The sequence below is a fragment of the Deinococcus psychrotolerans genome, from assembly GCF_003860465.1.
In the GTDB taxonomy this organism is placed as follows: Bacteria; Deinococcota; Deinococci; order Deinococcales; family Deinococcaceae; genus Deinococcus; species Deinococcus psychrotolerans.
This window is the reverse complement of record NZ_CP034183.1, coordinates 1,725,091-1,744,780: the sequence shown is the minus strand read 5'-3', so window position 1 is coordinate 1,744,780 and position 19,690 is coordinate 1,725,091. Positions and strand designations below refer to the sequence as shown.

Genomic DNA, 19,690 nt, shown 5'->3' with positions numbered 1-19,690 from the left:
ACTCACCTGAGACTGCCGGAGACCTGATGAGCATGACCAAGCCCGCCCCAGCCGTTCGCCCTCTGTTTATCTTCGTGCGCCGCCATCAGGGTTTCGTGGCGCTGGGCTTGGTGCTGCTCGTTGCCTCGGCACTGGCCCTCGACTACTTCCGCAGTGATCTGTTGGGGCCGCATCTGATCGGCCTGCGCCTGATCTACGCGGCCATCACTCTCCTGACCGTCACGTACATCTGGATTGTCAGCATTTGGGACGGCGGAGCTGCTGAGTAGCTGCAACTTTTAGCGCTGCCGGCTCATCCCGTTGAGCCACCACAAAAATTCGCCGGAACTCAAAAGGCGTGCCGTAGCTTTTCGCTGGGTACGCCTTGTTGAGTTCCTCGCCGTACTCCTGCAAAAATTCGGCGCTCTGCGCGGCGCTGAGTTGAGCCAGGACGGGCCGCAGCGCCGTCCCTTTGACCCAGTCCAACACGGCATTTTCTTGGGCGGGTAGCAGATGAAGGTAAGTGGTTTCCCAAGCGTTGACACGGTAGCCCAGTGGAGCCAACACAGCGGTGTATTCGGCGGGGCCGTAGGCGCTCAGGGCGGCTTTGTCACGTTGCTGGCCGCTGAGCAGCAGTTTCCAGTGCGGGCGGGCTGAGACTTCCGCCAGCAGCGTGTGGCTGGGCGCGTCGAAGTTACCCGGCACCTGAAAAGCGAAGGTGCCGCCCGGAGCGACCCAACCGGCCAAACGGGGAATCAGTTCGGCGTGGTTATCGACCCACTGCAAGGCGGCGTTGCTCAGCAGCAGATCCACGGGGCGCTCGGGTTGCCAGGTGCGCAGGTCGGCCCGAACGAAGCCGAGGTGCGAACTGACAAATTGCTCGGCCTGTTCCAGCATTTCGGGGCTGCTGTCCACACCGGTCACCTGTGCTTTCGGCCAGCGCCGACTCAGCGCGGCGCTCAGGTGGCCGGTGCCGCAGCCGAGGTCGGCGATTTGTTGGGGGTCGCCCTGCACCTGCGCGAGCAAATCAAAAAAGGGCCGATCCCGCTCGATTTGAAACTGAAGGTACTGCTGGGGATTCCACATGCGCCAAGTTTAAGCAGCCGCTCAGTGGTGCTAGTGTAACTACTCTAGAGACAACACTAACCTTCAACCCCGTCCAAATAAAACCACTTCCCGCTTTCCTGCACAAAAGTGCTGCGCTCTCGCAGTTCGCGGCGCACCCCCCGTTCCTGGTATCGGGCGGTGAAACTGACGGTGTCGCCCGCAGCGCGTCGCACATTCAGGCCCAACCACTGCGGCTGCGTCCCCACCTCCAATTCGGCGGGTCTGGTCGTGGGGTGCCAGGTGGTCAGCAGATAAGTGGCGTCTTGCAAAACGTAAGCGCTGTAGCGCGACCTCATCAGCGCTTCGGGGGTCTGGGCCGGTTGCTCACCGCTCAGGCGCGGGCCGCAGCACTGAGCGTAAGGTTGTTTGGAGTTGCAGGGGCAGAGCTTGAAGGGAGGAAAAGGCAACGGCGGCATGCCTCCAGAGTAACGCGGTGGGCGCTGAACTCACTCGACCGACCAACTCAGTCAGCTTCAGCTTGAAAGTTCGCGCACCAGCTCCCGCGCCAGCAGCGGGCCCAGCAAAAACCCTTTGCTGCCCAGCCCGCTGAGGTGGTACACGCCCGCTGCGTCTGGTTCAGAGCGCAGAGGCGAAAGCCGCACGCCTGTCCAGCGGCCCGTGACTTGCACGCCGCTGAGGTCACGCAGGGCCGCTCCTTTTTGCAGCACCCAAGCCAGTGAGTTGAGCGGCAAACCGCCTGCCAAAGCTGCCGCGTGACTGGCCGCAGGCGTTTCAAAGGTGGCTCCCAACACGCCGCCCACCGCTGCCGGAGACAGGTAAGCGCCGAAACTCAGCGGCTGCTGGGGCGCTTGACTGAGCAGGAGCAGGCTGCCCGCTCGGTGAGTTGCGCCTTCGAAGTGACTGCCATGCTCGCCGCCATTTTGATGACTGAATTTAGCGCCCAACGAGCCGCCGCAAAAAATGACCCGCTCGGCTTCCAGTACCTCCCCGCTTTCCAAAGCCACGCCGCTGGCCCAGATTCGCGCCGCTTTCCCGCGCACCAGCCGCGCCCCCGAGGCCTGCTTGAGCGCTCTGACGAAGGCCGCGCCGCTGACCCAGCCGCCTTCCGGCAATTCGAGAACACTCTGCCAGCCTGGTGGCAATCCGGCAGGCTCGCGCCAAATGTGCGGCAGTTCGGCGGGCAGGGCGGCGGCCCATTTGCGCTGGGTCTTTTCGTCGGGTACGGGGCGCAGCACTCCAGTTTGGCCGTGTGGGATGCGCTGGCCCGCTGCCTGTAATTCGGCAATCAGCGCCCAAGTGCAGCGCAAACCCGCTAAAGCTTGAGGCTCCACCTTGCCGCTTTGCCCGCGCACCGGATTGAGCAGCGCGGCGGGCACGTCACTTGAGCGGCCCGCGCCCGCGTCCAGCAGCGTGACGCGGTGGCCTGCCTGCGCCGCGAAGTAAGCCGCCGCCGCGCCCGCAATGCCGCCGCCGATGATGAGCAGTCTCACCGCTGCACACTCACGGCTTGTGCGCCACCAAAAACTCGCGTTTGCCCACCAGGCCTCGCCGCCTTTTGGCCGCCAAGCCCGCCGCCAGCAAACTGCGCCGTACCGCGCCCGCTGCGCTGTACGTTGCCAGAGTGCCGCCCGCCGCCAAGCTATCCGCCAAGCGGGCCAAAAAGTCCGGCGTCCAGATTTCGGGATTTTTGGTGGGGCTGAAGCCGTCGAGGTAAATGGCGCTGGCCCACTGGCGCGGTAGCGGCGCGGCGCTGGCGTCGGCAAACTCTACCCTCACCTCATATTGTCCGTGCCAGAGGTGGAGCTGGCCTGCTTTGGTGCCTGCGTCCCATGCCCCCAATAGCGCCGTCCACAGCGGATGGGTTTCGCCCGCCGCGACCTGCGCCAATGCCGAGGCCGCCAGCGGAAAGGCTTCGTAAGCGAGGTAACTCAGCGCCGCGCCGCGCTTCTCGGCACTCGTCAAGGTGGTGCGGAAGTTGAGGCCCAGCCCAAAGCCAATTTCCAGCACCTGTGCAAAAGGGTGGAGGTGCGTTCCGGTGGCTTCCAAAAACACCGTGCGTGACTGTGCCCCCGCGCCGTGCATGGACGAATACCACTCGCCGTAGCGCTCGCTGAAAAGCGTGAGTGTACCGTCCGAGGTGCGTTCAGCTGTGCTCGCTTCAGCCATGCCTGTTCATTTTCCCAGATCGGCGGGCGGAATCGGCGCACCTTCGGCGGGAGCGGGCAGCAGCAATTCGTTTTGGCGCACGAAGGCCCACATGAAGCGCGGCACCACCATCAGCTGCGTTTTGTAGGCTTTGATGGCCTCGATTTGGCGTTTGCGCTGATGATCTGTCACCGGATAGCGGTTCCATTTCAGCCCTTGCCAGGTCGGGCGCGGCGGGGCCAGCGGCAGTTCTTCGTGCTTGCCCTTGGGAAGGGGCCACTCCAGCCCGCCGTGAACGAGGTAAAAGTACAGCTTCTCGCCGCGCTGGGTCGCCAGCCGCGACGACACGTAAGCGGCGGTGCGGTGGTCAGGGTGGCCGTCTTGGGCGCTGGGGGCCAGCACCGTGTCAGGCTTGACCTGATCGTAGACGGCGGCCAATTGGCGGTCTAATTCCTTGCCGGTATAAGGCTTACCCGGCGCGAAGGTTCCGGCATACGGCACCCGGTTAACGCCGGTATGCGGGCTGGTGTACGGCGACAAATAATTTTGCAGATAAATCGGGGTCAGACCCTGATCGGGAAACCCCAAAAAGAAAATATGGTCTTTGGGAATGCCCAGCGCCGCCGTCGCCGCGCGGGCCTCGTTCATCCGGCGCAGGCCGAGGCGCAGCATATCGGCGCGGTCTACGTTTACTTCGCGGTTGGTGGCGCGGGCGTCCCACTCGAAGCCGTCGCCGCTGGTCAAAAAGACCACGTAGACTTGTCCGCCGCGCTCTATCACGTCTTGCAGCAGCCCGCCCGCCGCCAAAGTTTCGTCGTCGGGATGCGGCGAGACGAACAGCACCCGCCCGCTGAGCGGCTCCATAATGGGCAACGCTGCCGCCGCCGCCTTGACTTGGTGAACGGTCAACCTTCCGGTGGGCAGCCAGTACCAGCCGTTAATAAAGGCGGCCAGCAGCAGCAGGATAACGGCCGCTGCTGCCAGACGTTTCCATTTGCGCGGCCTGTATAAACGCATCAGCACCCATCAATATAAAGGAAGCTTTAAGCTTACGGTGAGCGCTGTGCGTATACTCGCTCTCAAATGCCTGCTGCCTTGTCCGCTCTGATCGCCCCTGCCGCGCCCACTTACGGTCTGGAAGAAGAAGTCTTCGTCCTCTACGGCGGGCGCACTTCGCTGGGCAGTTTGTGGGATATGGGGGGGCTGTTGTGGCAAGACCCGGGCCGCAACTGGGCGGCCACCGCCACCAATTTCCGGCGGGGGGAGGCGGCCAGGCGTGAGGTGATGAGCAGCGTGGAAGTCAGCACCCGAGTGGAGTTCAGCGCCGCGACGCTGTTTGCCGCTACGTTGTCGCGCCGCCGCGAACTCGCCCGCGTTTTTTCGTCGGGTCAACTGATCGCCCTCGGTGCCTTGCCGGGCAGTGACCGCTATCACACGGCGGGGCTGCACATTCACGTCGGTGTGCCGGACGCCGAGCGCCAGCGGGTTTACGGCAATCTGGCTTACTTCTTGCCGGTGCTGACCCTTGCCAGCGCCAGCAGCCCTTACTTTGGAGAGGGCGAGGGCGGCCCGCTTTCGCGCATCAAGTCGTCGTTTGCTTTGGGCGAACTCGGCAGCGATCCCTACGAGCGGTTTCAGGATTTGATCATCACTCGCCGGCTGGGTACGCTGGAGTTGCGCGTCCTCGATCCGGTTCCCGATCCAGAGCGGCTGTGGGCCATTGTGCAGGCGGTGGAAAAAATCGCCAAGTTGCCCGGCACCTTGCCGTTTAGCCGCCAGAGTTACAACCAGTTGCGGGCACAGATGCTCGGCGGCTCATCCGACGCCCTCTTTGAACGCGCCGATGAACTTGCGGAGCGGGTGGGCTTTTCTACCGATTGGCTGCATTTTACCGAAGCAGACCGGGTGCGAGGCCACACTGAGGTTCACGGTTGGGCCAGCACCTGCGCCCACCTCGATGGCCTTTACCGCAGCGGCATCTGGCAAGACCTCGGCACGCCCCACCCGCTGCCGGCAGCTTGGCGAGGGTACGCCGGGTTCGCCCGCTATTACCTTCCCAAGTTGCCGTATATCGCCCGTAAAGCGTATGTGGAAAATAAGAAATAAAGAGATTGTGGCGTGTGTGGGGCATCTTAAGAAGCGTTGAATGTCCACACTGCTAGACTCTGCACATGCTGAAATTTTTGCTCAATGTTCTCAAGCGCCTCTTGCCCATCGCCCTGATTTGGGGCGCGGTCTTGCTGTTTTTGCAGCGCGTTTGGTTTTACCGCGATCCGGTACGTATTACCCCCACCGACGACGATTTGCTGACCAGTCCCTGTGACGGCCAAGTCGTTTACGTGCGCCGCGTGGAAAACGGCGAGATCGTTAGCGAGAAGCTCGGCCAGAAAATCAAAGTCAGCGAAATTACCCACGCCGAATGGCCCGAAGGCCAGACGCCCGGACACGGCTGGCTGATCGGGATTTACATGTCGCCCTTAGACGTGCATTTCAATTACGCGCCGATGAAAGGCCGCATCACCGGCATCGTTCACAACGGAGCCAAACTCAATTTGCCGATGGTGGATATTTGGGAATACATCCAACTGACGTATCTGCGGCGGGCGGTGGATTTATTTGCCAAGCGCTACGCCCTGGAAAACGAGCGCCAAACGGTGTTCATCGAGGGCCGCGTCAAAGTGGCGATGGTGGAAATCGCCGACAAGTTCGTCAACAAGATCAGCACCTACGTCAGCGTGAACGATACCCTGCGCTCCGGCCAGAAAATCAGCTTCATCGAGCGCGGCTCGCAGGTGGATTTGTTTATCTTCGGTGACGTGGACTTCTTGGTGGGCGTGGGCGACCAAGTGTACGGCGCACAAACGCCCATTGCCCGCCTCAGCAAGCCTCAAGGGTAAAGCTCACCATGACGGAGCACTTGCTGCACTGGCTGGGGACGCTCAACCCGCAGGTCGTCCATTTGGTGAACGCCTTGCTGCTGCTACTGGAAGGCATCGGGCTTCCCTTTATTCCCTATGAAGCCAGCATGTTGGCGCTGGGTTTGATGATTCAGGGCCACGACACCACACTTTGGGAATCGATTTTGTTCGGCACCATCGGCAATACCATCGGCAACCTGATCGGCTACTACATCGGGCCGCGCGGGATCAAGCTGATTCCCAAAAAAGCGCAGCAAAAGCTGGGCCTGACCCAAATCCAGAACATGCTGACCCAGTACGGCCCGTGGATGGCCGTCATCAGCCGCTGGTTCGGGCCGTTCAGAACGCTGTTTATTTTGTATGCCCGCGAAGCTGGCCTTAAGCCCTTGCCGTATATCGCCTGCTCTTTTCTTGGAGCGCTGTCCTGGACGGCGGTGTGGCAAATTGGGATGTGGCTGGGCGGAGTGGCCTTTATTGCGGTCTGGCACCGGTATCAAATCTACGGGCTGGTCGGGCTGGTGGTTCTCAGCGTTCCCGCTTACTTTATTTATAAAGCAGTTAAGAAAGCACGCGGTGAGGTTAACACGGCGCAGCAAAGCCGTGAAGAAGCCAGGACAGAGCAGGAGTTGTAAAAAGGCTTGGTAGTTTGCCTGAATAATTAATAAAAACTCCTCCCCTCTGCGTTCGGAACGGCCATTCCGAACGCAGAGGGGAGGAGTTGTGCTGGAAGAAGAAGGTCAATTCAGCAGCATGCTTTGGCCTCAGCGCGGCGTGCCGAAGTCCTGTACCCAGTATTGTTTGTAGCTGCCGCCCTCGAAGTAGCCCACCCCCAACTCTTTGAGAATGGGATTGAAGATATTTTTGCAGTGGCCGGGGCTGCTCAGCCAGCTGGCCATCACATCGGCGGGGGTCTGCTGTCCGGCAGCGATGTTCTCGGCCACGCTGCGCCACTGGTATCCGGCGGCGGTGATGCGCTGATCGAAGGTGCGGCCATCCGGGCTGGTGTGGTCAAAGTAGTTCTTGGTGGCCATATCAGCAGCGTGTGCCTGTGCCGCGCCGGCCAGCAGAGTGTTCCAGCTCAGGGCTGCTGCGGGCGGGTAAGCCACGCCGCCGCAACTTCCCCCCGCCGCGCGGGCCACGTTGACCAAGCGGAGCACTTCGGAAGTAAAGCCGCTGGTCGGCGTCGGCGCGGGGGCTGGAGTGGGAATTGGGGCTGGTACGGGCGGCGGAGCAATTGGAGTGGGTGTGGGAGCTGGCGCAGGTGGTGTGGGCGCGGGGGCTGGAGGCGCGACCGGAGTAGGTGCAGGAGCCGGCGCTGGCGGTGTGGGCGCAGGGGTCGGGGTGGGAGTGGGAGCTGGTGCAGGTGGTGTGGGAGTCGGAGGCGCTACTGGAGCGGGAGTAATTGGTTGTGCGGGCGGCTTGGGCATGACGATTGGGGGCGCTTGAACCGTGACTTCAAGGACATAATTGCGCTCAGGGTGGTCTTTCTGAACGATTCTGACCTGCACTGCGCCGGGTTGGTACGCGCTCAGTAAGCCGCTCGCCGTGACTGCGACGATGCGGGGGTCACTGCTCTGCCAACTCAGCAGCCCAGCCGCAGGCACTTGGCCGCTGATGGTGACCGGGACTTGCAGACTTTCGCCTACGCTGAGGCTTAACGCTTTGGGCATGGTGGAGGGATCAAGGGCCGTGTCGGCAGCGGGGGGAGCGCTCCGGACAGCCACCGCAGGCTGAGCGCTTTGGTCAGAAGTCGGTGGGACCGCCACCTGCGAACCACAAGCGGATAGAAAAAGCGCGGTCATCACCAGTAAGCCGAGCTGTTGTTTAGACTTCATTGACATACTTTATTTAAGCGCACCTTGATGGACAATGCCATGAAAAACACTCCAAGAAATGCAGAATTTTGCGAAATTCTTAAAAAAACTATGACAGATTTATAACAAATTCTCGCAATGAAGCCGCTTGCTCCGGAGGAAAACCAGATGCGACCGTAGTGTAACCCAACTAACTTTAGGAATTGGGGGGGTGTAGCTAGATTTATGACAAAAATGTGTGACACAATACAAAAATCGTCACCAAATAAGGAAGGCCAAACGTGGCGGTTTGGCCCTAGAACAGGTTGTCCACTGCGGAGCGAACTCAGGCTTAAGCTTTGATGCCCTTATCGCCCTGCAAGGTGCGCTCAACCGTCGCGGTCACTTCTATTTCAAAGCGGCGCAGGTGCTCGCGCAGCCGGCTGAGCTCTACGCCGTCGAGGTCAGGCAACCACAAGACGCTGCGGCCCAGCACAGCAAAAGCCACTCTTTCCTCGTCGTCTTCGTCTTCAACCGGATCGAGCATCAAGGTGCCGTAATCGAGGCCCTGATTCATCAAATTCATGCCCATCAGCACGTCGGCAATGGCGTCTTCTTCCACGTAGAGATCAAGGTCGAGGTGCAGCCGCACCAACACGCCGCCCTGCTCGTCGGCCTCGGCGTAAAGGGCCACCCGCGAATCCCCGTCTTGCACCAGTGCGCCTTCGTCCATCATCTCCACGCTCAGCCCGCTGCCCTTCAGGGACGCCACGATGCGTTGCAGCTCATTTAGGTTGCGGGTCATGCGGCGAAGTATAGCGCCTGTAAATGAAGCGCACTGAGTGGGTCAGTACAGCGCGGCGGGCGGCAGAAAACGTCAGTCTTTGCCGCTCTGGGCGCTGTCTTTGGCGGGCCTGAGGGCCGATAGGGCCACGCCCTGCATGTAGCCCGCGCCGTCCTCGCCCAGCACGTCTACGCTGGCGGTCAACGGATGCAACTTGATCACTTTGCCGCACGCGCCGGACTCGGTGTGGCACACTCGGGCGTTTTTGCGCGGCATTTCTTTGAGGAGGTCGACGTACTGCGTGTGCTCATACTGAAGGCAGCACAGCAAGCGGCCACACGGCCCGCTGAGTTTTTCGGGATTGAGCGGCAACTGCTGGTCGCGGGCCATCCGGATGCTGACCGGCGCAAATTCTTGCAGGTGATTCGACGAACAGTTCTCGCGCCCGCACGCACCGAGCGCTCCGATAATCTGGGCCTGTTCACGCGGGCCGATGGCCACGAAATTGACTCTGGCTTTGGTCTGCTCGCGCAAATCCTGAATCAGGTGGCTGAGTTCGAGGCGCTCCTCAGCGCTGTAGCTGACCGTAACCAAGCTGCCATCTAAGGTAAACTCCACCGCCACGATTTTGACCGGCAGGGCGCGGTCACGGGCGCGGGCACGCAAAAACCATTTGAGGTCTTCGCCGGCCTGCTCCAGCCGGGTCCAGTCGCTGAGGTCTTCTTGGGTGGCGGCCCGCAAAATCATGCCGTAGCGGGCACTGCCTTCCGGCTGAGCCGCGCCGCGCACGGTGGCGACTTCGGGGCCGCGTTTGCCCTGCACGACCACTCGGCTGTTCACCGGGTGTTGGTTCTCGGTGAGCATAGAGTGAAGTTTGGGGCTGCGTTCAAAACGAATCGGCTGAATCCACACGTTGAACCTAAGATGACACGCCGGAGCGGCGGGCGTGGGGGGGCGGGTCACGAAGGCGCGGGGAAGAGGGAGCGTAGACTGTGAGGAAAGCCCCGCTTGCTGCCGCCTGTGTGCCGCCTGAACGCCGATCAAAGCGCCGCCACCGAGCGTGATCAACTCAAGGAGCGTGTTTATGTCTCAAGCTGATTCTGCCCCGCCCAATGCCAATCCTGACGCTCCTGAACGTGCTTACAGCGACTTTACGCGCAGCCTGAGCTACGGCGATTACTTGCGGATTGATACCCTGACCAGCGCCCACCAGCCGGTGACGCAGGCGCACGACGAGCATTTGTTTATCGCCGTGCACCATGTATCTGAAGTCTGGCTGGGCCTGATCGTGCAGGAGTTGCGGGCGGCCATGACGCTACTCTCGGCAGGCGTGACCGACGCGCCGCTCAAGATGCTCAGCCGGGTGGTGCGGGCGCAGGAGCAGATGACCAACGCCTGGGAAGTGCTCAAAACCATGACGCCCGCCGATTACTTGCAGTTTCGCAGCGCGTTCGGGCGGGCCTCGGGTTTTCAGTCGGCGCAGTACCGGATGATGGAATTTTTGCTGGGCAACCGCAACGCCACGTTGCTGCGCCCGCACCAGCACCGCCCTGACCTCTACGGCCCGCTGGAAGCTGCCCTCAACGCGCCGAGCTTGTATGACCTGGCCCTGCGTCTGCTCTCCGAGCGCGGTCTGGCCATTGCGCCGAGCGTGCTGGAGCGCGACTTTTCCCAGCCCTACATTCAGAATGAAGCGGTGCTGGCCGCTTGGCTGACCGTCTACCGCGACCCCGAGCGCTACTGGGACGTGTATGAGCTGGCCGAGAAGCTGATTGACGTGGAAGACAATTTCCGGCGCTGGCGCTTTAACCACCTGACCACCGTGGAGCGCACCATCGGCTTTAAGACCGGCAGCGGCGGCACCAGCGGCGCGGGGTATCTGCGAAAGGCGCTGGACACGGTGCTGTTTCCTGAGCTGTGGCAGGTGCGAACGGAGCTGTAGACGGATTCGGAAAGGTAGGTGAGTTCAGGCCCGCTCGAACGCCACCTGACCGTCCACTACCGTCAGCATCGGCCAGCCTTTCAAGTCCTGACCCACCCAAGGATTGAACTTGGCTTTGCTCTTGAAGGTGGCGGGGTCAACCGGGCGCACCGTCTCCAAATCCAGCAGGGTGAAGTCGGCGGGTTGCCCAGCTTCCAAGCTCGGTACGGGCCAGCCCAGTACGCGGGCCACGTCGGTGGTGAGCAGTTCCACGATTTTTTGCAGGCCCAGTTCGGCCCCAAAGTTGGTCCACAGCAGCGGAAAGGCGATCTCGATATAGGCGATGCCCGAGGGCGCTTGCAGCAAATCGAGTTCCTTCTCGGCGCGGGTGTGCGGGGCATGGTCGGTGGCGAGGCAGTCCACACTGCCGTCCTTGAGGCCCGCCAGCAAAGCCTGGGCGTCGCTCTGGGTGCGGAGCGGCGGCGCGACTTTGTAGACCGCATCAAAGCTCCGCAGCGCCTCGTCGGTGAGCAGCAAGTGGTGGGGGCAAACCTCGCAGGTGATGTTGACGCCCTGCGTTTTGGCGGCCTTGACCAGCTCCAGGGCGCGGGCGGTGGAGAGGTGCTGGATGTGCAGCCGCCCACCGGTCATGCGGCAGATTTCGATGTCGCGGGCGATGTGGGCCGTTTCTGCCGCCGCCGGGTTGCCGGGCAGGCCCAGCGCCTCACTGACTGGCCCCTCGTTCATGACGCCGCCCGCCCGCAGGCCCGCGTCCTCGGCGTGTACGCTGACTACCTTGCCCAGCGAGTGCGCGTACTCCAGGCCCAGCCGCAGCGTGCGGGCGTTCTCGTTGGTGCGCCCGTCGTCGGTGAACACGGCGGCTCCGGCTTCGGCCAGCAGCGCGAGTTCGGCCAGTTGCTCGCCGTCCTGCCCCCGCGTCAGGGCGGCGGCGGGGCGCAGGCGGGCAAAACCGAGCGCGGCGGCCTTGTCGATCAGGGCGCGGACGATGGCGGGGTCGTCCACCACGGGCGCGGTGTTGGGCATAGACACCACCGTGCCGTAACCGCCCGCCGCCGCCGCTGCCAGGCCCGAAGCGAGGTCTTCTTTCTGCTCCTGCCCCGGCTCGCGCAGGTGGGCGTGGGGCTCAATGAAGGCGGGCACGATGGTCGCGCCGTTGCCGTCCAGGGTTTGACCTTCTTCTGGTAAGTTCCAACCTTTAATCAGGCCGTTTTCTATGGTCAGGCTTTCAGATGTGTCGGAGTTTGGGCGGCGGATGTTGGTGATGGTGAGTGTGCTGTGCTGGGTCATAAGGGGCCTCCGCGAGCTTGAAACGTTGAAAAAAGGAACATCACGCCCGGCCCACCAGCAAGTGATACAGCGTGCTCATCCGCACCGCCTGCCCATTTTCCACCTGCGCCAGAATGCGGCTGCGTGGGCCGTCGGCGGTCTCACTGCTGATCTCCACATCCCGGTTCATCGGCCCCGGATGCAGCACTACCGCTTCATTGGGTGCAAAGGCCAGCAAGTCCTCATTGACCTGATACACCCGCGCGTAGTCTTGCAAGCTGCCCACGTACCCGGCGTCCATCCGCTCCTGCTGGAGCCGCAGCGCCATCACCGCGTCGGCATTCCTGACGGCTTCGCGGGGGTCAGTGGTCAGCGTGACGCCCTCGGCGGCCAGTTCACGCGGCAGCAGGGTGGCGGGGCCACACAAAATCACCTTCGCGCCCAGCTTGGGCAGCAGTTCGGCGTTGCTGCGGGCCACCCGCGAGTGGCGCACGTCACCAATAATCGCCACCGTCTTGCCTTCCAGTGTGCCAAATTCGCGCCGGATGGTGTAGGCGTCCAGTAGCGCCTGGGTGGGATGCGCCCGCCGTCCGTCGCCCGCGTTGATGACCGGCTTGCCACTGTAGCGGGCCACCAGATGCGCCGCCCCCGCCGCTTGATGGCGCACCACGAAGGCGTCTACCTTGTAGGCGGTCAGCACTTCTATGGTGTCGCGAATGCTCTCGCCCTTGTTCACGCTGCTCGCGCCCGCCGCGAAGCTCACCACGTCGGCGCTCATCCGCCTCGCCGCCAGTTCAAAGCTGACGCGGGTACGGGTGGAATTCTCAAAAAAGACGGTGCAGACGGTCAGGCCTTGCAGCGCCGGAACCTTTTTCACGGGCCGGTCAAGCACCTGCATCATGGTGTCGGCGTTATCCAGCAGCGCGTTGAGCCGCTCGGCGCTCCAGTCTTGAAAGTCCAGCAGGTGTTTGGGTTTACTTGACAGGGCGTTCACTGCTGAGCCGCCTGAACTTCTTCGAGGTCCCACAGTTCCACGCCGTCTGTGCCGTCGGTTTCTTGCAACTTCACCTTGACCACTTCGCTTTTGGCGGTGGGGAGGTTCTTGCCAACGTAATCGGCCCGAATCGGCAGTTCGCGGTGGCCCCGGTCGACCAGTACGGCCAGCTGGATGCCTTCCGGACGGCCCAGATCGATCAAAGCGTCCAGCGCGGCCCTCACGGTGCGCCCGGTGTACAGTACGTCGTCCACCAGCACCACGCGGCGGCGGTCTAGGTCAAACGGCACCTCGGTTTCGCGGATGATCGGCTGCTTGGCAATTTCGCTCAAATCGTCGCGGTAAAGAGTGATGTCCAGCCGTCCCAGCGGCACGTCCACGCCTTCGAGTTCCTGCAACTTGGCTGCGAGACGGGCGGCAATCGGAATACCCCGCGTATGAATGCCGATCAGTGCGAGATTTTCGGCTCCTTTGTTGCGCTCCAAAATCTCGTGGGCAATTCGGGTCAGGGCGCGGCGCATCTCGTCGGCGCTCAGAATAGAAGCTTTCATGCTTTACCGCCTTCCAAACGGCAAAAAAACGGGCCGTCCATCTCATCATGGCGGCAGGTCAGGGCTGTGTCTAAAGCGGTCATCTTGCTCCTTTTGGGCCTCACAGGGCCGCGTTAAAAGTGCGGAGGGGTTTGGATTGTCCGAATTTGGGGCGCTCGGGCCGCTACGCAGCATAGCGCAGAAAGACAAAGAGGTGTCAGGCGGCAGGGGGCTTTTGAGAGCCCTGAAAGGTGCGCCACGTCGAGAAGCCGCCCACCGTCAGCATCACCGCGATAAAGAAATAAACCCACACCGGCAAATCGTGTCCGGCCACCAGCACATACAAATAAGCGCCGATAAACAGCAGGCCGGTGATCAGCATCGGCAGCAAGGTAGAGCGCTTTTGCCGCCAGCGCCGCAGCCACCAAGCGCTTGAGACGGCGAAGAAGGGCATACTCCCGAAGTAAAGCACCCCAAAAATCACCGGATTGACGCCGTAGCGCTCGGCCAGCGTGTTGACGGTCATCAGCAGGGATTCGAGCATGGCTGAAGCCTACTCCAGAGCCGGGTTGCATTTACGCCAACTTCTCCGTAGAGATAATTGAAATCTTAAGCTGCACTAAACTTGACAAGACCGCACTCAGATTTTAGCATGTCGTCATCGGTGAAGGATGACGCAGCGCCATCCCAAGCCAATCTTGATCTCATGCAAGGAGGAACCCAGATATGATGCGATTTGATCCGTTCCGAGAAATTGAAGAATTGAGCCAGCGTGTTGACCGGGCCTTCGGTCAAGCTGCCCAAGCACCCGCCCGCTTCGCTCCGCCGGTTGACGTTCACGAAGACGAGCAGGGCCTGGAACTCTCGCTCGATCTGCCGGGCATCCAGCCTGAGAACATCAGCGTGGACGCCGAGAACCAGACGCTGAGCGTGCAGGCCGAGCGCAAGTACATTCGCGCCGAGGGCCGCACCGCCCACCGCGTTGAACGCGTGTACGGCACCTACTCGCGCACCTTCAGCGTGCCCGCCAAGTATGATCTGAGCAAGGTTGACGCCAATTTTGACAACGGCACCCTGACCATCAAGGTGCCGCGCAGCGAGGCGGCCCAGAAGCGTAGCATCAGCGTGAAGTCCGCTACCACCCTCAACGTGGAGGGCAAAACTGACACCGAGAACCACAACGCCTGAGCGGTTTACGCGCTGACATTCTTCTCACCGCTTCCTCTTTGGGAAGCGGTTTTCTGGTTCTCAAGGAGCTGGCTCACAGCTTGACCCCGTCGCCCGCGCTACCCTGCTGGCCGTGACCGCCCGCACCCGCCAAACCCTGCTCAGCGCCGAAGACGTGCGTGTGGTGTACGGCGAGCGCGTCATTTTGCGCTCCGTCAGTCTGCAAGTGTCTGGCGGTGAGCGGCTGGCCCTGCTGGGGCGCAACGGCGCGGGCAAAACCACTTTGCTGCGGGTGCTGGCAGGCGAGCGGCGCAGTGACGACGGCTCGGTGTGGCGCTCAGAAGGCCTGCGCCTCTCGGTGCTGGATCAGCAGCCGCTGTACCAAGCTGGCGTGACGGTGCAGGAACTGACCGCCGCCGCCAACCCGTACCAAGCCGCCGTCACCGAACTGCGCGAACTTGAGCATGATCTCTCCGACCCCGCCAGGTTGGAGCGCTGGAGTGCCGTGCAGCACCGCTTGGAGGACCTAGACGCCCACGCCTGGCCCGCCCGCGCCGCCCGCACGCTGGCAATGCTCGACCTGACCCGCTTCATGTCCAGAGAAGCCGCGACCCTCAGCGGCGGCGAAACCACCCGCCTGAGTTTGGCACTGTGTCTGCTGACCGAGCCGGACATCTTGTTGCTCGACGAACCCACCAACCACCTCGATATCCGGATGCGCGAGTGGCTGGAAAATTGGCTGATTTCGTTTGGTGGGGCCGTCATTTTGACCAGCCATGACCGCGAGTTTCTGGACAAAGTGGCGCTCCGCAGCTTGTGGATCGAGGGTGGCGAGACCACGCCTTACCCCGGCGGTTACACACGCGCCCGCCAGCTCCGCGACCAAGAGCGCCAAGCTAAAAGCAAAGCCGCCCGCCTCAGCCGCCGTGAAGCGGGGAGGTTGGAAGGCAGCGCCGAGCGGCTGGACGTGTGGGGCCGCCGCTCACGCTCGGTCAAAAGCCGCGCCGAGCGCTTGGAGCTGACCGACGCCCCGCAACCCGAACGCGCTCTCAGGATGCGGCTGCTGGCCGGACAATCGCGGGCCAAGCTGCTGCTGTGGGCCGAGCATGTGGGGAGGAGTTACGGCGGTAAAGTCATTCTAGAAAACGTCTCGCTCAAGCTGCGCCAAGGCGACCGGGTGGCCCTGATGGGCGCAAACGGCACCGGCAAAACCACTTTGCTCAAACTGCTGTCCGGCGAACTGCACCCCGATCCGGCCCCGGCAGGCGAAGCGCCGGGTGTACTGAGGCTGGCCGCTGGCGTCACGCTGGCGAGCTTGGATCAAACCTGGCACGGCCTGAGTCCAGACCAGCCGCTCCACGCTCAATTTGAAGAGCGCTTCGGCAACCGGGCGGGGGCGCTGCTGGGCCGCGCCGGATTTTCCAGCTTGGACTGGCCCAAAACGCCGCACGAGCTGTCAGGTGGCGAGCGGGCGCGGGCGGGCCTGGCCCTCGTCAGCGCCCTCAGGGCCGATCTGCTGCTGCTCGACGAACCCACCAACCACCTCGATGTGGAGGCTCTGGAAGCGCTGGAAGCCGCTGTTCACGCTTACGGCGGCGCAGTCGTGATCGTCACGCATGACCGCCGCTTTGCCCGCGAGGTCAGCAACCGGCTGTGGCTGATCGAAGACGGCCACCTCACGGAAGTGGAAGGCTGGGGCAGCCGCGTCACGCTCGACCCGGCCAGGAGTCTGGAAGGCGACCCGCCGCCGCCGCCCCCGCCGCCGAGCGCCCGCGAACGCATGGGCCAAACGGAAGCGCGGCTCAGGGTGATTGATCAAGAACTCAACGCGGCCACTCACGCGCCGCTGACCCAGCGAGAAGAAGGAAGGCTGCGCTCCGAGCGCCACCGTCTGCGCTTAGCGTTGCTTGACCTTTACGCCGAGGTCTACGCCGCACCCCAATTTGATATTGAAGTGCGCGAAAAGCACTTGCGGGTGCGCGGCCAGCACTTAGGCAGTCAACACCCTGAGCAAGGCGGCATGTTCTGGGCCGCCTGTGACGAAAGCTGCGGACATTTCGCTTGGGACGGCTCTACCTTGCGCCTCATGGGCCTAGCACCCGCGTGGTACGCCGCCGACTTGCTGGGCGGGACACTGCGTATTTTGTTTGAACATTGGCAGGTGGGGCGCGTGCAACTCGGCGAAGGCGGGAGGGTGCTGAGTCGGCGCAAATACTTTGAGTTGATCGGCATGGTCAAAAGCTAAAACTGCTTTCCTGCTTTTTCTATAAGCCGCACACCCCAACCCAAAAAAGCCCACCCCGGAAGGTGAGCCGTCGTTTCAAAAAATTTTAAAGGGAGATTTACTGAGCGGCGTTCGCTGCGTTGGCGCGGTTGATCGCCTTGGCGAGGCGGCTCTTTTTGCGGGCAGCGGTGTTCTTGTGCATGGTGCTGCCTTTGGCGGCCTTGTCGAGCAGGCTCTCGGCCTTGCGCTGAAATTCCTGTGCGTCGGCGGCGTTGGTGGTCGCGGCCACGACCGCTTTTTTGGTAAAGGTCTTGATGGTGCTCTTGCGGCTGCGGTTGATCATGCGGCGCTTGAGGCTCTGGCGGTGGCGCTTCTGGGCGGACTTGTGACGTAAAGCCATGTTGATTCTCTCTTTCTCCGCGTAGACGGAGCGGTTCCGGTGCTGCTCTTTCGGAACACGGGGCGTCGGGGGCAGTGTCCCTGCCTGGCCCGCGCACATGCCTGAGCGTAGACGCTCAAGCATGGACAGCCTCTCCAATTTAAGGAAAAGGCAACTTTGAAAGTTTACACGTCTTGCTTAAAGCTTGCAAGTTTTAGGATGGGGGGATGTTCGGTTCCCGTAAGTCTTACCGCTCAGACTCAGTCGATTCACCCGCCGAGAAGCCGCCCACCCGTCCCAAAACGCCGGAAGAACAGCAGGCCGCTTTGATGGAATATGCCCTGCGGGCCTTGTCGGCCCGTGCGCTGAGCGCCGCCGAACTGCGCGGCAAACTCGCCAAGCGCAGCGAAGAAGAAGACCAGATTGAGGCCGTGCTGGAGCGTCTTACTGAGCTGCGCTACTTGGACGACTCGCAGGTGGCCCGCATCGAAGGCCAGCGGCGCGGCGTGGGCGCTTACCGGGTGCGGGCACGCCTCAAGCAGCGCGGCGTGGAGGAAGAACTGATCGCCGAAACTTTACAAGCCCGCGACCCCGAAGAAGAAGTCGAGCAGGCCCGCGCCCTGCTGGAGCGCCGCCTGAGCAGCATCCGGCGCGGCAACAACCCCAAAGCCAAAGCTTACGGCCTGCTGGCGCGGCGCGGCTACGGCGGCGAGGTGATTCGGCGGGTACTGGAGGGGCTCGACTGGACTGCGGACGCCGGTGACGAAAGCTGGCTGGGCGAAGAGGACGAAGGGAACTAGGCGGAGTGGGTTGGGCAGAGCGAACTGGGCGCAGCCGCGCTTGACACCCTCCCAGCACGCCGCTAGACTGGCTTCCGCACGAAAACTGCTTGGCGGTGAGTAAGCGCGTGGTTCGGGGCGTAGCGCAGCCTGGTAGCGCACGTCGTTCGGGACGACGGGGTCGGAGGTTCGAATCCTCTCGCCCCGACCACATGAAAAGCCTTCCCGACACTGCCCTTGCGGCACTGGGAAGGCTTTTTTCGTGTGGCCCGCCGCGCCGTTTTTTAGGATTGTTCTCTGGAGTGTTTATGCGTGTATTTGCCATCGCCGATCTGCACCTTGCCTTCGTGACGCCCAAACCGATGACGGTCTTCGGTGCGCAGTGGGCCGGGCATCCGCAGGCCATTTTCGAGCAGTGGCGCAGCATAGTCCGCGCAGACGACTTGGTGCTGCTGCCCGGCGATTTGTCGTGGGCCATGCGCCTGCCCGACGCCGTCACCGACCTCGCTCCGGTGGCCGAGCTACCCGGCACCAAAGTGCTGCTGCGCGGCAACCACGATTACTGGTGGCCCACCATCAGCCGCCTGCGCTCGGCGCTGCCCGCTGGCATGTTCGCGGTGCAAAACGACGCTCTGAGGTTCGGTGAAGTGGGTCAGGGCAACATCGTGGTGTGCGGCACACGCGGCTGGATCACTCCCGCCTCGGAAGCGTTCGGCCCCGACGACACCAAGATTTATGCCCGCGAAGCGGAGCGGTTGCGCCTCTCGCTACAAGCCGCCCGCAAACTCGCCGACGACACCACCCAGACGCTGCTGATGCTGCACTACCCGCCGACCGGCCCGCAGTTTGCCGCCACCGCTTTCACTGAGCTGATCGATGAGTACCGCCCCGACCAAGTGCTGTACGGCCACTTGCACGGCCTGCCCTTGGAGCGCAGTTTGCAAAGCTGGAACGGCATTCCCACGCACTTGGTGGCCGCAGACGTGCTGCGGTTTAAGCCCAAGCTGATTGTCGGCTAAGGGTTACAGCCCCCGTTTCGCCAACCAGATCATGTGCCTGGCTCCCTTGCCGGGGCGGGCGCGGGCGACTTTTTCTTCCACAGTGTAGCCCGCTTCTCGCAGTCTGCGGGTAAAGCGGGTGTTTTTTTCGGCGGACCAGATCGCCAGCACGCCGCCGGTTCTTAGGGCCGCTTTGGTCGACGCCAGTCCTCTGAGTGAGTAGAGCTGCTCGTTTCCCGGGTGGGTCATGGCGTCGGGGCCGTTGTCCACGTCCAGTAAAATGGCGTCGTAAGCGTCTTGGCTGCTGCGAATCAGTGCGCCCACGTCACCCACATGCACGCGGCTGCGCGAATCGGCCAGCGGGTTTCCAGCGCACTCGCCCAGCGGCCCACGGTTCCACTCGATGACGCCCGGTACCAGTTCGGCCACCGTCACCGCCGCTGCTGGGCCGAGCGTGGTCAGCGCCGCCGCCAGGGTAAAGCCCATGCCCAGCCCGCCGATCAGTACGCTGGCGTCTGCTCCGTGCAAATGCTGACAGCCCCACTCGGCCAGCAGGTCTTCGGAAAAGTGCATCCGGCTGTTCATCAGCTCGCTGACGTAGCCGGAAATCTGGATCGAGAATTCGTCGCCGCGCCGAGACAAAATCAGGCTCTCGGCGCTGCCGGGAATCGGGGCGCGTCCGATTTGGAGAAAGGGGGTCACAGCATTGCTCTAGGCATCAGCG

At 62.5% G+C, this 19,690-nt stretch carries 23 protein-coding genes and 1 tRNA gene; 10 read left to right on the top strand and 14 right to left on the bottom strand.

What is annotated here, in order from left to right:
- Positions 1-32 precede the first annotated feature (32 nt).
- The gene (locus EHF33_RS08530) at positions 33-269 is read left to right on the top strand and encodes a hypothetical protein (RefSeq protein ID WP_124870061.1); all 237 of its coding nucleotides are present in this window, start codon (positions 33-35) and stop codon (positions 267-269) included.
- On the opposite strand, the gene EHF33_RS08525 is transcribed toward EHF33_RS08530, so the two are convergent.
- From EHF33_RS08525 to EHF33_RS08505, 5 genes are read right to left on the bottom strand one after another with little or no spacing between them, the layout of a single operon-like run.
- On the bottom strand, positions 238-1,065 hold the full coding sequence (locus EHF33_RS08525) for a methyltransferase domain-containing protein (RefSeq protein ID WP_124870058.1): 828 nt from the start codon (positions 1,063-1,065) through the stop codon (positions 238-240). The genes EHF33_RS08530 and EHF33_RS08525 overlap by 32 nt on opposite strands.
- A gap of 56 nt (positions 1,066-1,121) precedes the next feature.
- Positions 1,122-1,502, bottom strand: a complete 381-nt coding sequence (locus tag EHF33_RS08520) for a YchJ family protein (protein WP_124870055.1) — start codon at positions 1,500-1,502, stop codon at positions 1,122-1,124.
- A gap of 57 nt (positions 1,503-1,559) precedes the next feature.
- Positions 1,560-2,537 carry an FAD-dependent oxidoreductase gene (locus EHF33_RS08515; protein ID WP_241191103.1) on the bottom strand — a complete coding sequence of 326 codons (978 nt, stop codon included), beginning with the start codon at positions 2,535-2,537 and terminating at the stop codon, positions 1,560-1,562.
- Positions 2,538-2,547: 10 nt separating this feature from the next.
- Entirely contained in the window at positions 2,548-3,213 is a 666-nt protein-coding gene (gene mnmC2 / locus EHF33_RS08510; protein ID WP_124870052.1) for a tRNA (5-methylaminomethyl-2-thiouridine)(34)-methyltransferase MnmC2, read from the bottom strand.
- A gap of 6 nt (positions 3,214-3,219) precedes the next feature.
- Complete coding sequence (locus tag EHF33_RS08505; RefSeq protein WP_124870049.1) at positions 3,220-4,209, bottom strand: PIG-L deacetylase family protein; 990 nt, start codon at positions 4,207-4,209, stop codon at positions 3,220-3,222.
- A gap of 66 nt (positions 4,210-4,275) precedes the next feature.
- On the opposite strand from EHF33_RS08505, the gene EHF33_RS08500 reads away from it, so the two are divergent.
- The 3 genes from EHF33_RS08500 (at position 4,276) to EHF33_RS08490 (ending at position 6,742) form a co-directional block, all read left to right on the top strand.
- Positions 4,276-5,298, top strand: coding sequence for a glutamate-cysteine ligase family protein (locus EHF33_RS08500; protein WP_124870046.1), 1,023 nt, complete (start codon positions 4,276-4,278; stop codon positions 5,296-5,298).
- A 65-nt stretch (positions 5,299-5,363) separates the two neighbouring features.
- Positions 5,364-6,089, top strand: a complete 726-nt coding sequence (locus EHF33_RS08495) for a phosphatidylserine decarboxylase (protein ID WP_124870043.1) — start codon at positions 5,364-5,366, stop codon at positions 6,087-6,089.
- Positions 6,090-6,097: 8 nt separating this feature from the next.
- Positions 6,098-6,742: a DedA family protein gene (locus EHF33_RS08490; protein WP_124870039.1), complete on the top strand. Its 645-nt coding sequence runs from the start codon at positions 6,098-6,100 to the stop codon at positions 6,740-6,742.
- Positions 6,743-6,871: 129 nt separating this feature from the next.
- Here the strand turns inward: EHF33_RS08490 and EHF33_RS08485 are convergent, their stop codons facing one another.
- From EHF33_RS08485 to EHF33_RS08475, 3 genes are all read right to left on the bottom strand, one after another.
- On the bottom strand, positions 6,872-7,945 hold the full coding sequence (locus EHF33_RS08485; protein WP_164473442.1) for a CAP domain-containing protein: 1,074 nt from the start codon (positions 7,943-7,945) through the stop codon (positions 6,872-6,874).
- Between the two features lie 310 nt (positions 7,946-8,255).
- A complete protein-coding gene (locus EHF33_RS08480) occupies positions 8,256-8,708 on the bottom strand; it encodes a hypothetical protein (protein ID WP_124870034.1) in 453 nt (150 codons plus the stop codon).
- 72 nt (positions 8,709-8,780) lie between these two features.
- Complete coding sequence (locus EHF33_RS08475; RefSeq protein WP_124870031.1) at positions 8,781-9,551, bottom strand: PSP1 domain-containing protein; 771 nt, start codon at positions 9,549-9,551, stop codon at positions 8,781-8,783.
- A gap of 220 nt (positions 9,552-9,771) precedes the next feature.
- On the opposite strand from EHF33_RS08475, the gene kynA reads away from it, so the two are divergent.
- Positions 9,772-10,629: a tryptophan 2,3-dioxygenase gene (gene kynA, locus EHF33_RS08470; protein WP_124870027.1), complete on the top strand. Its 858-nt coding sequence runs from the start codon at positions 9,772-9,774 to the stop codon at positions 10,627-10,629.
- A 24-nt stretch (positions 10,630-10,653) separates the two neighbouring features.
- Here kynA and EHF33_RS08465 read toward each other — a convergent pair whose 3' ends face one another.
- From EHF33_RS08465 to EHF33_RS08450, 4 genes are all read right to left on the bottom strand, one after another.
- The gene (locus tag EHF33_RS08465) at positions 10,654-11,916 is read right to left on the bottom strand and encodes a dihydroorotase (RefSeq protein ID WP_124870023.1); all 1,263 of its coding nucleotides are present in this window, start codon (positions 11,914-11,916) and stop codon (positions 10,654-10,656) included.
- Between the two features lie 40 nt (positions 11,917-11,956).
- A complete protein-coding gene (locus tag EHF33_RS08460) occupies positions 11,957-12,889 on the bottom strand; it encodes an aspartate carbamoyltransferase catalytic subunit (RefSeq protein WP_124870020.1) in 933 nt (310 codons plus the stop codon).
- Positions 12,886-13,440 carry a bifunctional pyr operon transcriptional regulator/uracil phosphoribosyltransferase PyrR gene (gene pyrR / locus EHF33_RS08455; protein WP_124870016.1) on the bottom strand — a complete coding sequence of 185 codons (555 nt, stop codon included), beginning with the start codon at positions 13,438-13,440 and terminating at the stop codon, positions 12,886-12,888. The genes EHF33_RS08460 and pyrR overlap by 4 nt, the downstream gene beginning before the upstream one ends.
- Before the next feature lie 196 nt (positions 13,441-13,636).
- On the bottom strand, positions 13,637-13,963 hold the full coding sequence (locus EHF33_RS08450; RefSeq protein ID WP_124870013.1) for a hypothetical protein: 327 nt from the start codon (positions 13,961-13,963) through the stop codon (positions 13,637-13,639).
- A gap of 182 nt (positions 13,964-14,145) precedes the next feature.
- On the opposite strand from EHF33_RS08450, the gene EHF33_RS08445 reads away from it, so the two are divergent.
- Both EHF33_RS08445 and EHF33_RS08440 read left to right on the top strand, forming a co-directional pair.
- Positions 14,146-14,607: an Hsp20/alpha crystallin family protein gene (locus EHF33_RS08445; protein WP_124870010.1), complete on the top strand. Its 462-nt coding sequence runs from the start codon at positions 14,146-14,148 to the stop codon at positions 14,605-14,607.
- Between the two features lie 112 nt (positions 14,608-14,719).
- A complete protein-coding gene (locus EHF33_RS08440; RefSeq protein ID WP_124870007.1) occupies positions 14,720-16,831 on the top strand; it encodes an ABC-F family ATP-binding cassette domain-containing protein in 2,112 nt (703 codons plus the stop codon).
- 97 nt (positions 16,832-16,928) lie between these two features.
- Here the strand turns inward: EHF33_RS08440 and rpsT are convergent, their stop codons facing one another.
- Entirely contained in the window at positions 16,929-17,210 is a 282-nt protein-coding gene (rpsT, locus tag EHF33_RS08435) for a 30S ribosomal protein S20 (protein ID WP_124870004.1), read from the bottom strand.
- A gap of 206 nt (positions 17,211-17,416) precedes the next feature.
- Between rpsT and EHF33_RS08430 the strand changes: the two genes are divergently transcribed.
- The 3 genes from EHF33_RS08430 (at position 17,417) to EHF33_RS08420 (ending at position 18,987) form a co-directional block, all read left to right on the top strand.
- Positions 17,417-17,989: a regulatory protein RecX gene (locus tag EHF33_RS08430; RefSeq protein WP_124870001.1), complete on the top strand. Its 573-nt coding sequence runs from the start codon at positions 17,417-17,419 to the stop codon at positions 17,987-17,989.
- A gap of 113 nt (positions 17,990-18,102) precedes the next feature.
- Positions 18,103-18,179: transfer RNA gene (locus EHF33_RS08425), tRNA-Pro, on the top strand.
- A gap of 97 nt (positions 18,180-18,276) precedes the next feature.
- Positions 18,277-18,987, top strand: coding sequence for a metallophosphoesterase (locus EHF33_RS08420; RefSeq protein WP_164473441.1), 711 nt, complete (start codon positions 18,277-18,279; stop codon positions 18,985-18,987).
- A gap of 3 nt (positions 18,988-18,990) precedes the next feature.
- Here EHF33_RS08420 and EHF33_RS08415 read toward each other — a convergent pair whose 3' ends face one another.
- The gene (locus EHF33_RS08415; RefSeq protein WP_124869995.1) at positions 18,991-19,668 is read right to left on the bottom strand and encodes a spermidine synthase; all 678 of its coding nucleotides are present in this window, start codon (positions 19,666-19,668) and stop codon (positions 18,991-18,993) included.
- Positions 19,669-19,690 lie beyond the last annotated feature (22 nt).

Bases quoted from the DNA above. Each gene is read 5' to 3' on its own strand.
- EHF33_RS08530 (WP_124870061.1), top strand. From the start codon at position 33: ATGACCAAGCCCGCCCCAGCCGTTCGCCCTCTGTTTATCTTCGTGCGC.
- EHF33_RS08525 (WP_124870058.1), bottom strand. From the start codon at position 1,065: ATGTGGAATCCCCAGCAGTACCTTCAGTTTCAAATCGAGCGGGATCGG.
- EHF33_RS08520 (WP_124870055.1), bottom strand. From the start codon at position 1,502: ATGCCGCCGTTGCCTTTTCCTCCCTTCAAGCTCTGCCCCTGCAACTCC.
- mnmC2 (WP_124870052.1), bottom strand. From the start codon at position 3,213: ATGGCTGAAGCGAGCACAGCTGAACGCACCTCGGACGGTACACTCACG.
- EHF33_RS08505 (WP_124870049.1), bottom strand. From the start codon at position 4,209: ATGCGTTTATACAGGCCGCGCAAATGGAAACGTCTGGCAGCAGCGGCC.
- EHF33_RS08500 (WP_124870046.1), top strand. From the start codon at position 4,276: ATGCCTGCTGCCTTGTCCGCTCTGATCGCCCCTGCCGCGCCCACTTAC.
- EHF33_RS08495 (WP_124870043.1), top strand. From the start codon at position 5,364: ATGCTGAAATTTTTGCTCAATGTTCTCAAGCGCCTCTTGCCCATCGCC.
- EHF33_RS08490 (WP_124870039.1), top strand. From the start codon at position 6,098: ATGACGGAGCACTTGCTGCACTGGCTGGGGACGCTCAACCCGCAGGTC.
- EHF33_RS08485 (WP_164473442.1), bottom strand. From the start codon at position 7,945: ATGAAGTCTAAACAACAGCTCGGCTTACTGGTGATGACCGCGCTTTTT.
- EHF33_RS08480 (WP_124870034.1), bottom strand. From the start codon at position 8,708: ATGACCCGCAACCTAAATGAGCTGCAACGCATCGTGGCGTCCCTGAAG.
- EHF33_RS08475 (WP_124870031.1), bottom strand. From the start codon at position 9,551: ATGCTCACCGAGAACCAACACCCGGTGAACAGCCGAGTGGTCGTGCAG.
- kynA (WP_124870027.1), top strand. From the start codon at position 9,772: ATGTCTCAAGCTGATTCTGCCCCGCCCAATGCCAATCCTGACGCTCCT.
- EHF33_RS08465 (WP_124870023.1), bottom strand. From the start codon at position 11,916: ATGACCCAGCACAGCACACTCACCATCACCAACATCCGCCGCCCAAAC.
- pyrR (WP_124870016.1), bottom strand. From the start codon at position 13,440: ATGAAAGCTTCTATTCTGAGCGCCGACGAGATGCGCCGCGCCCTGACC.
- EHF33_RS08450 (WP_124870013.1), bottom strand. From the start codon at position 13,963: ATGCTCGAATCCCTGCTGATGACCGTCAACACGCTGGCCGAGCGCTAC.
- EHF33_RS08445 (WP_124870010.1), top strand. From the start codon at position 14,146: ATGATGCGATTTGATCCGTTCCGAGAAATTGAAGAATTGAGCCAGCGT.
- rpsT (WP_124870004.1), bottom strand. From the start codon at position 17,210: ATGGCTTTACGTCACAAGTCCGCCCAGAAGCGCCACCGCCAGAGCCTC.
- EHF33_RS08430 (WP_124870001.1), top strand. From the start codon at position 17,417: ATGTTCGGTTCCCGTAAGTCTTACCGCTCAGACTCAGTCGATTCACCC.
- EHF33_RS08420 (WP_164473441.1), top strand. From the start codon at position 18,277: ATGCGTGTATTTGCCATCGCCGATCTGCACCTTGCCTTCGTGACGCCC.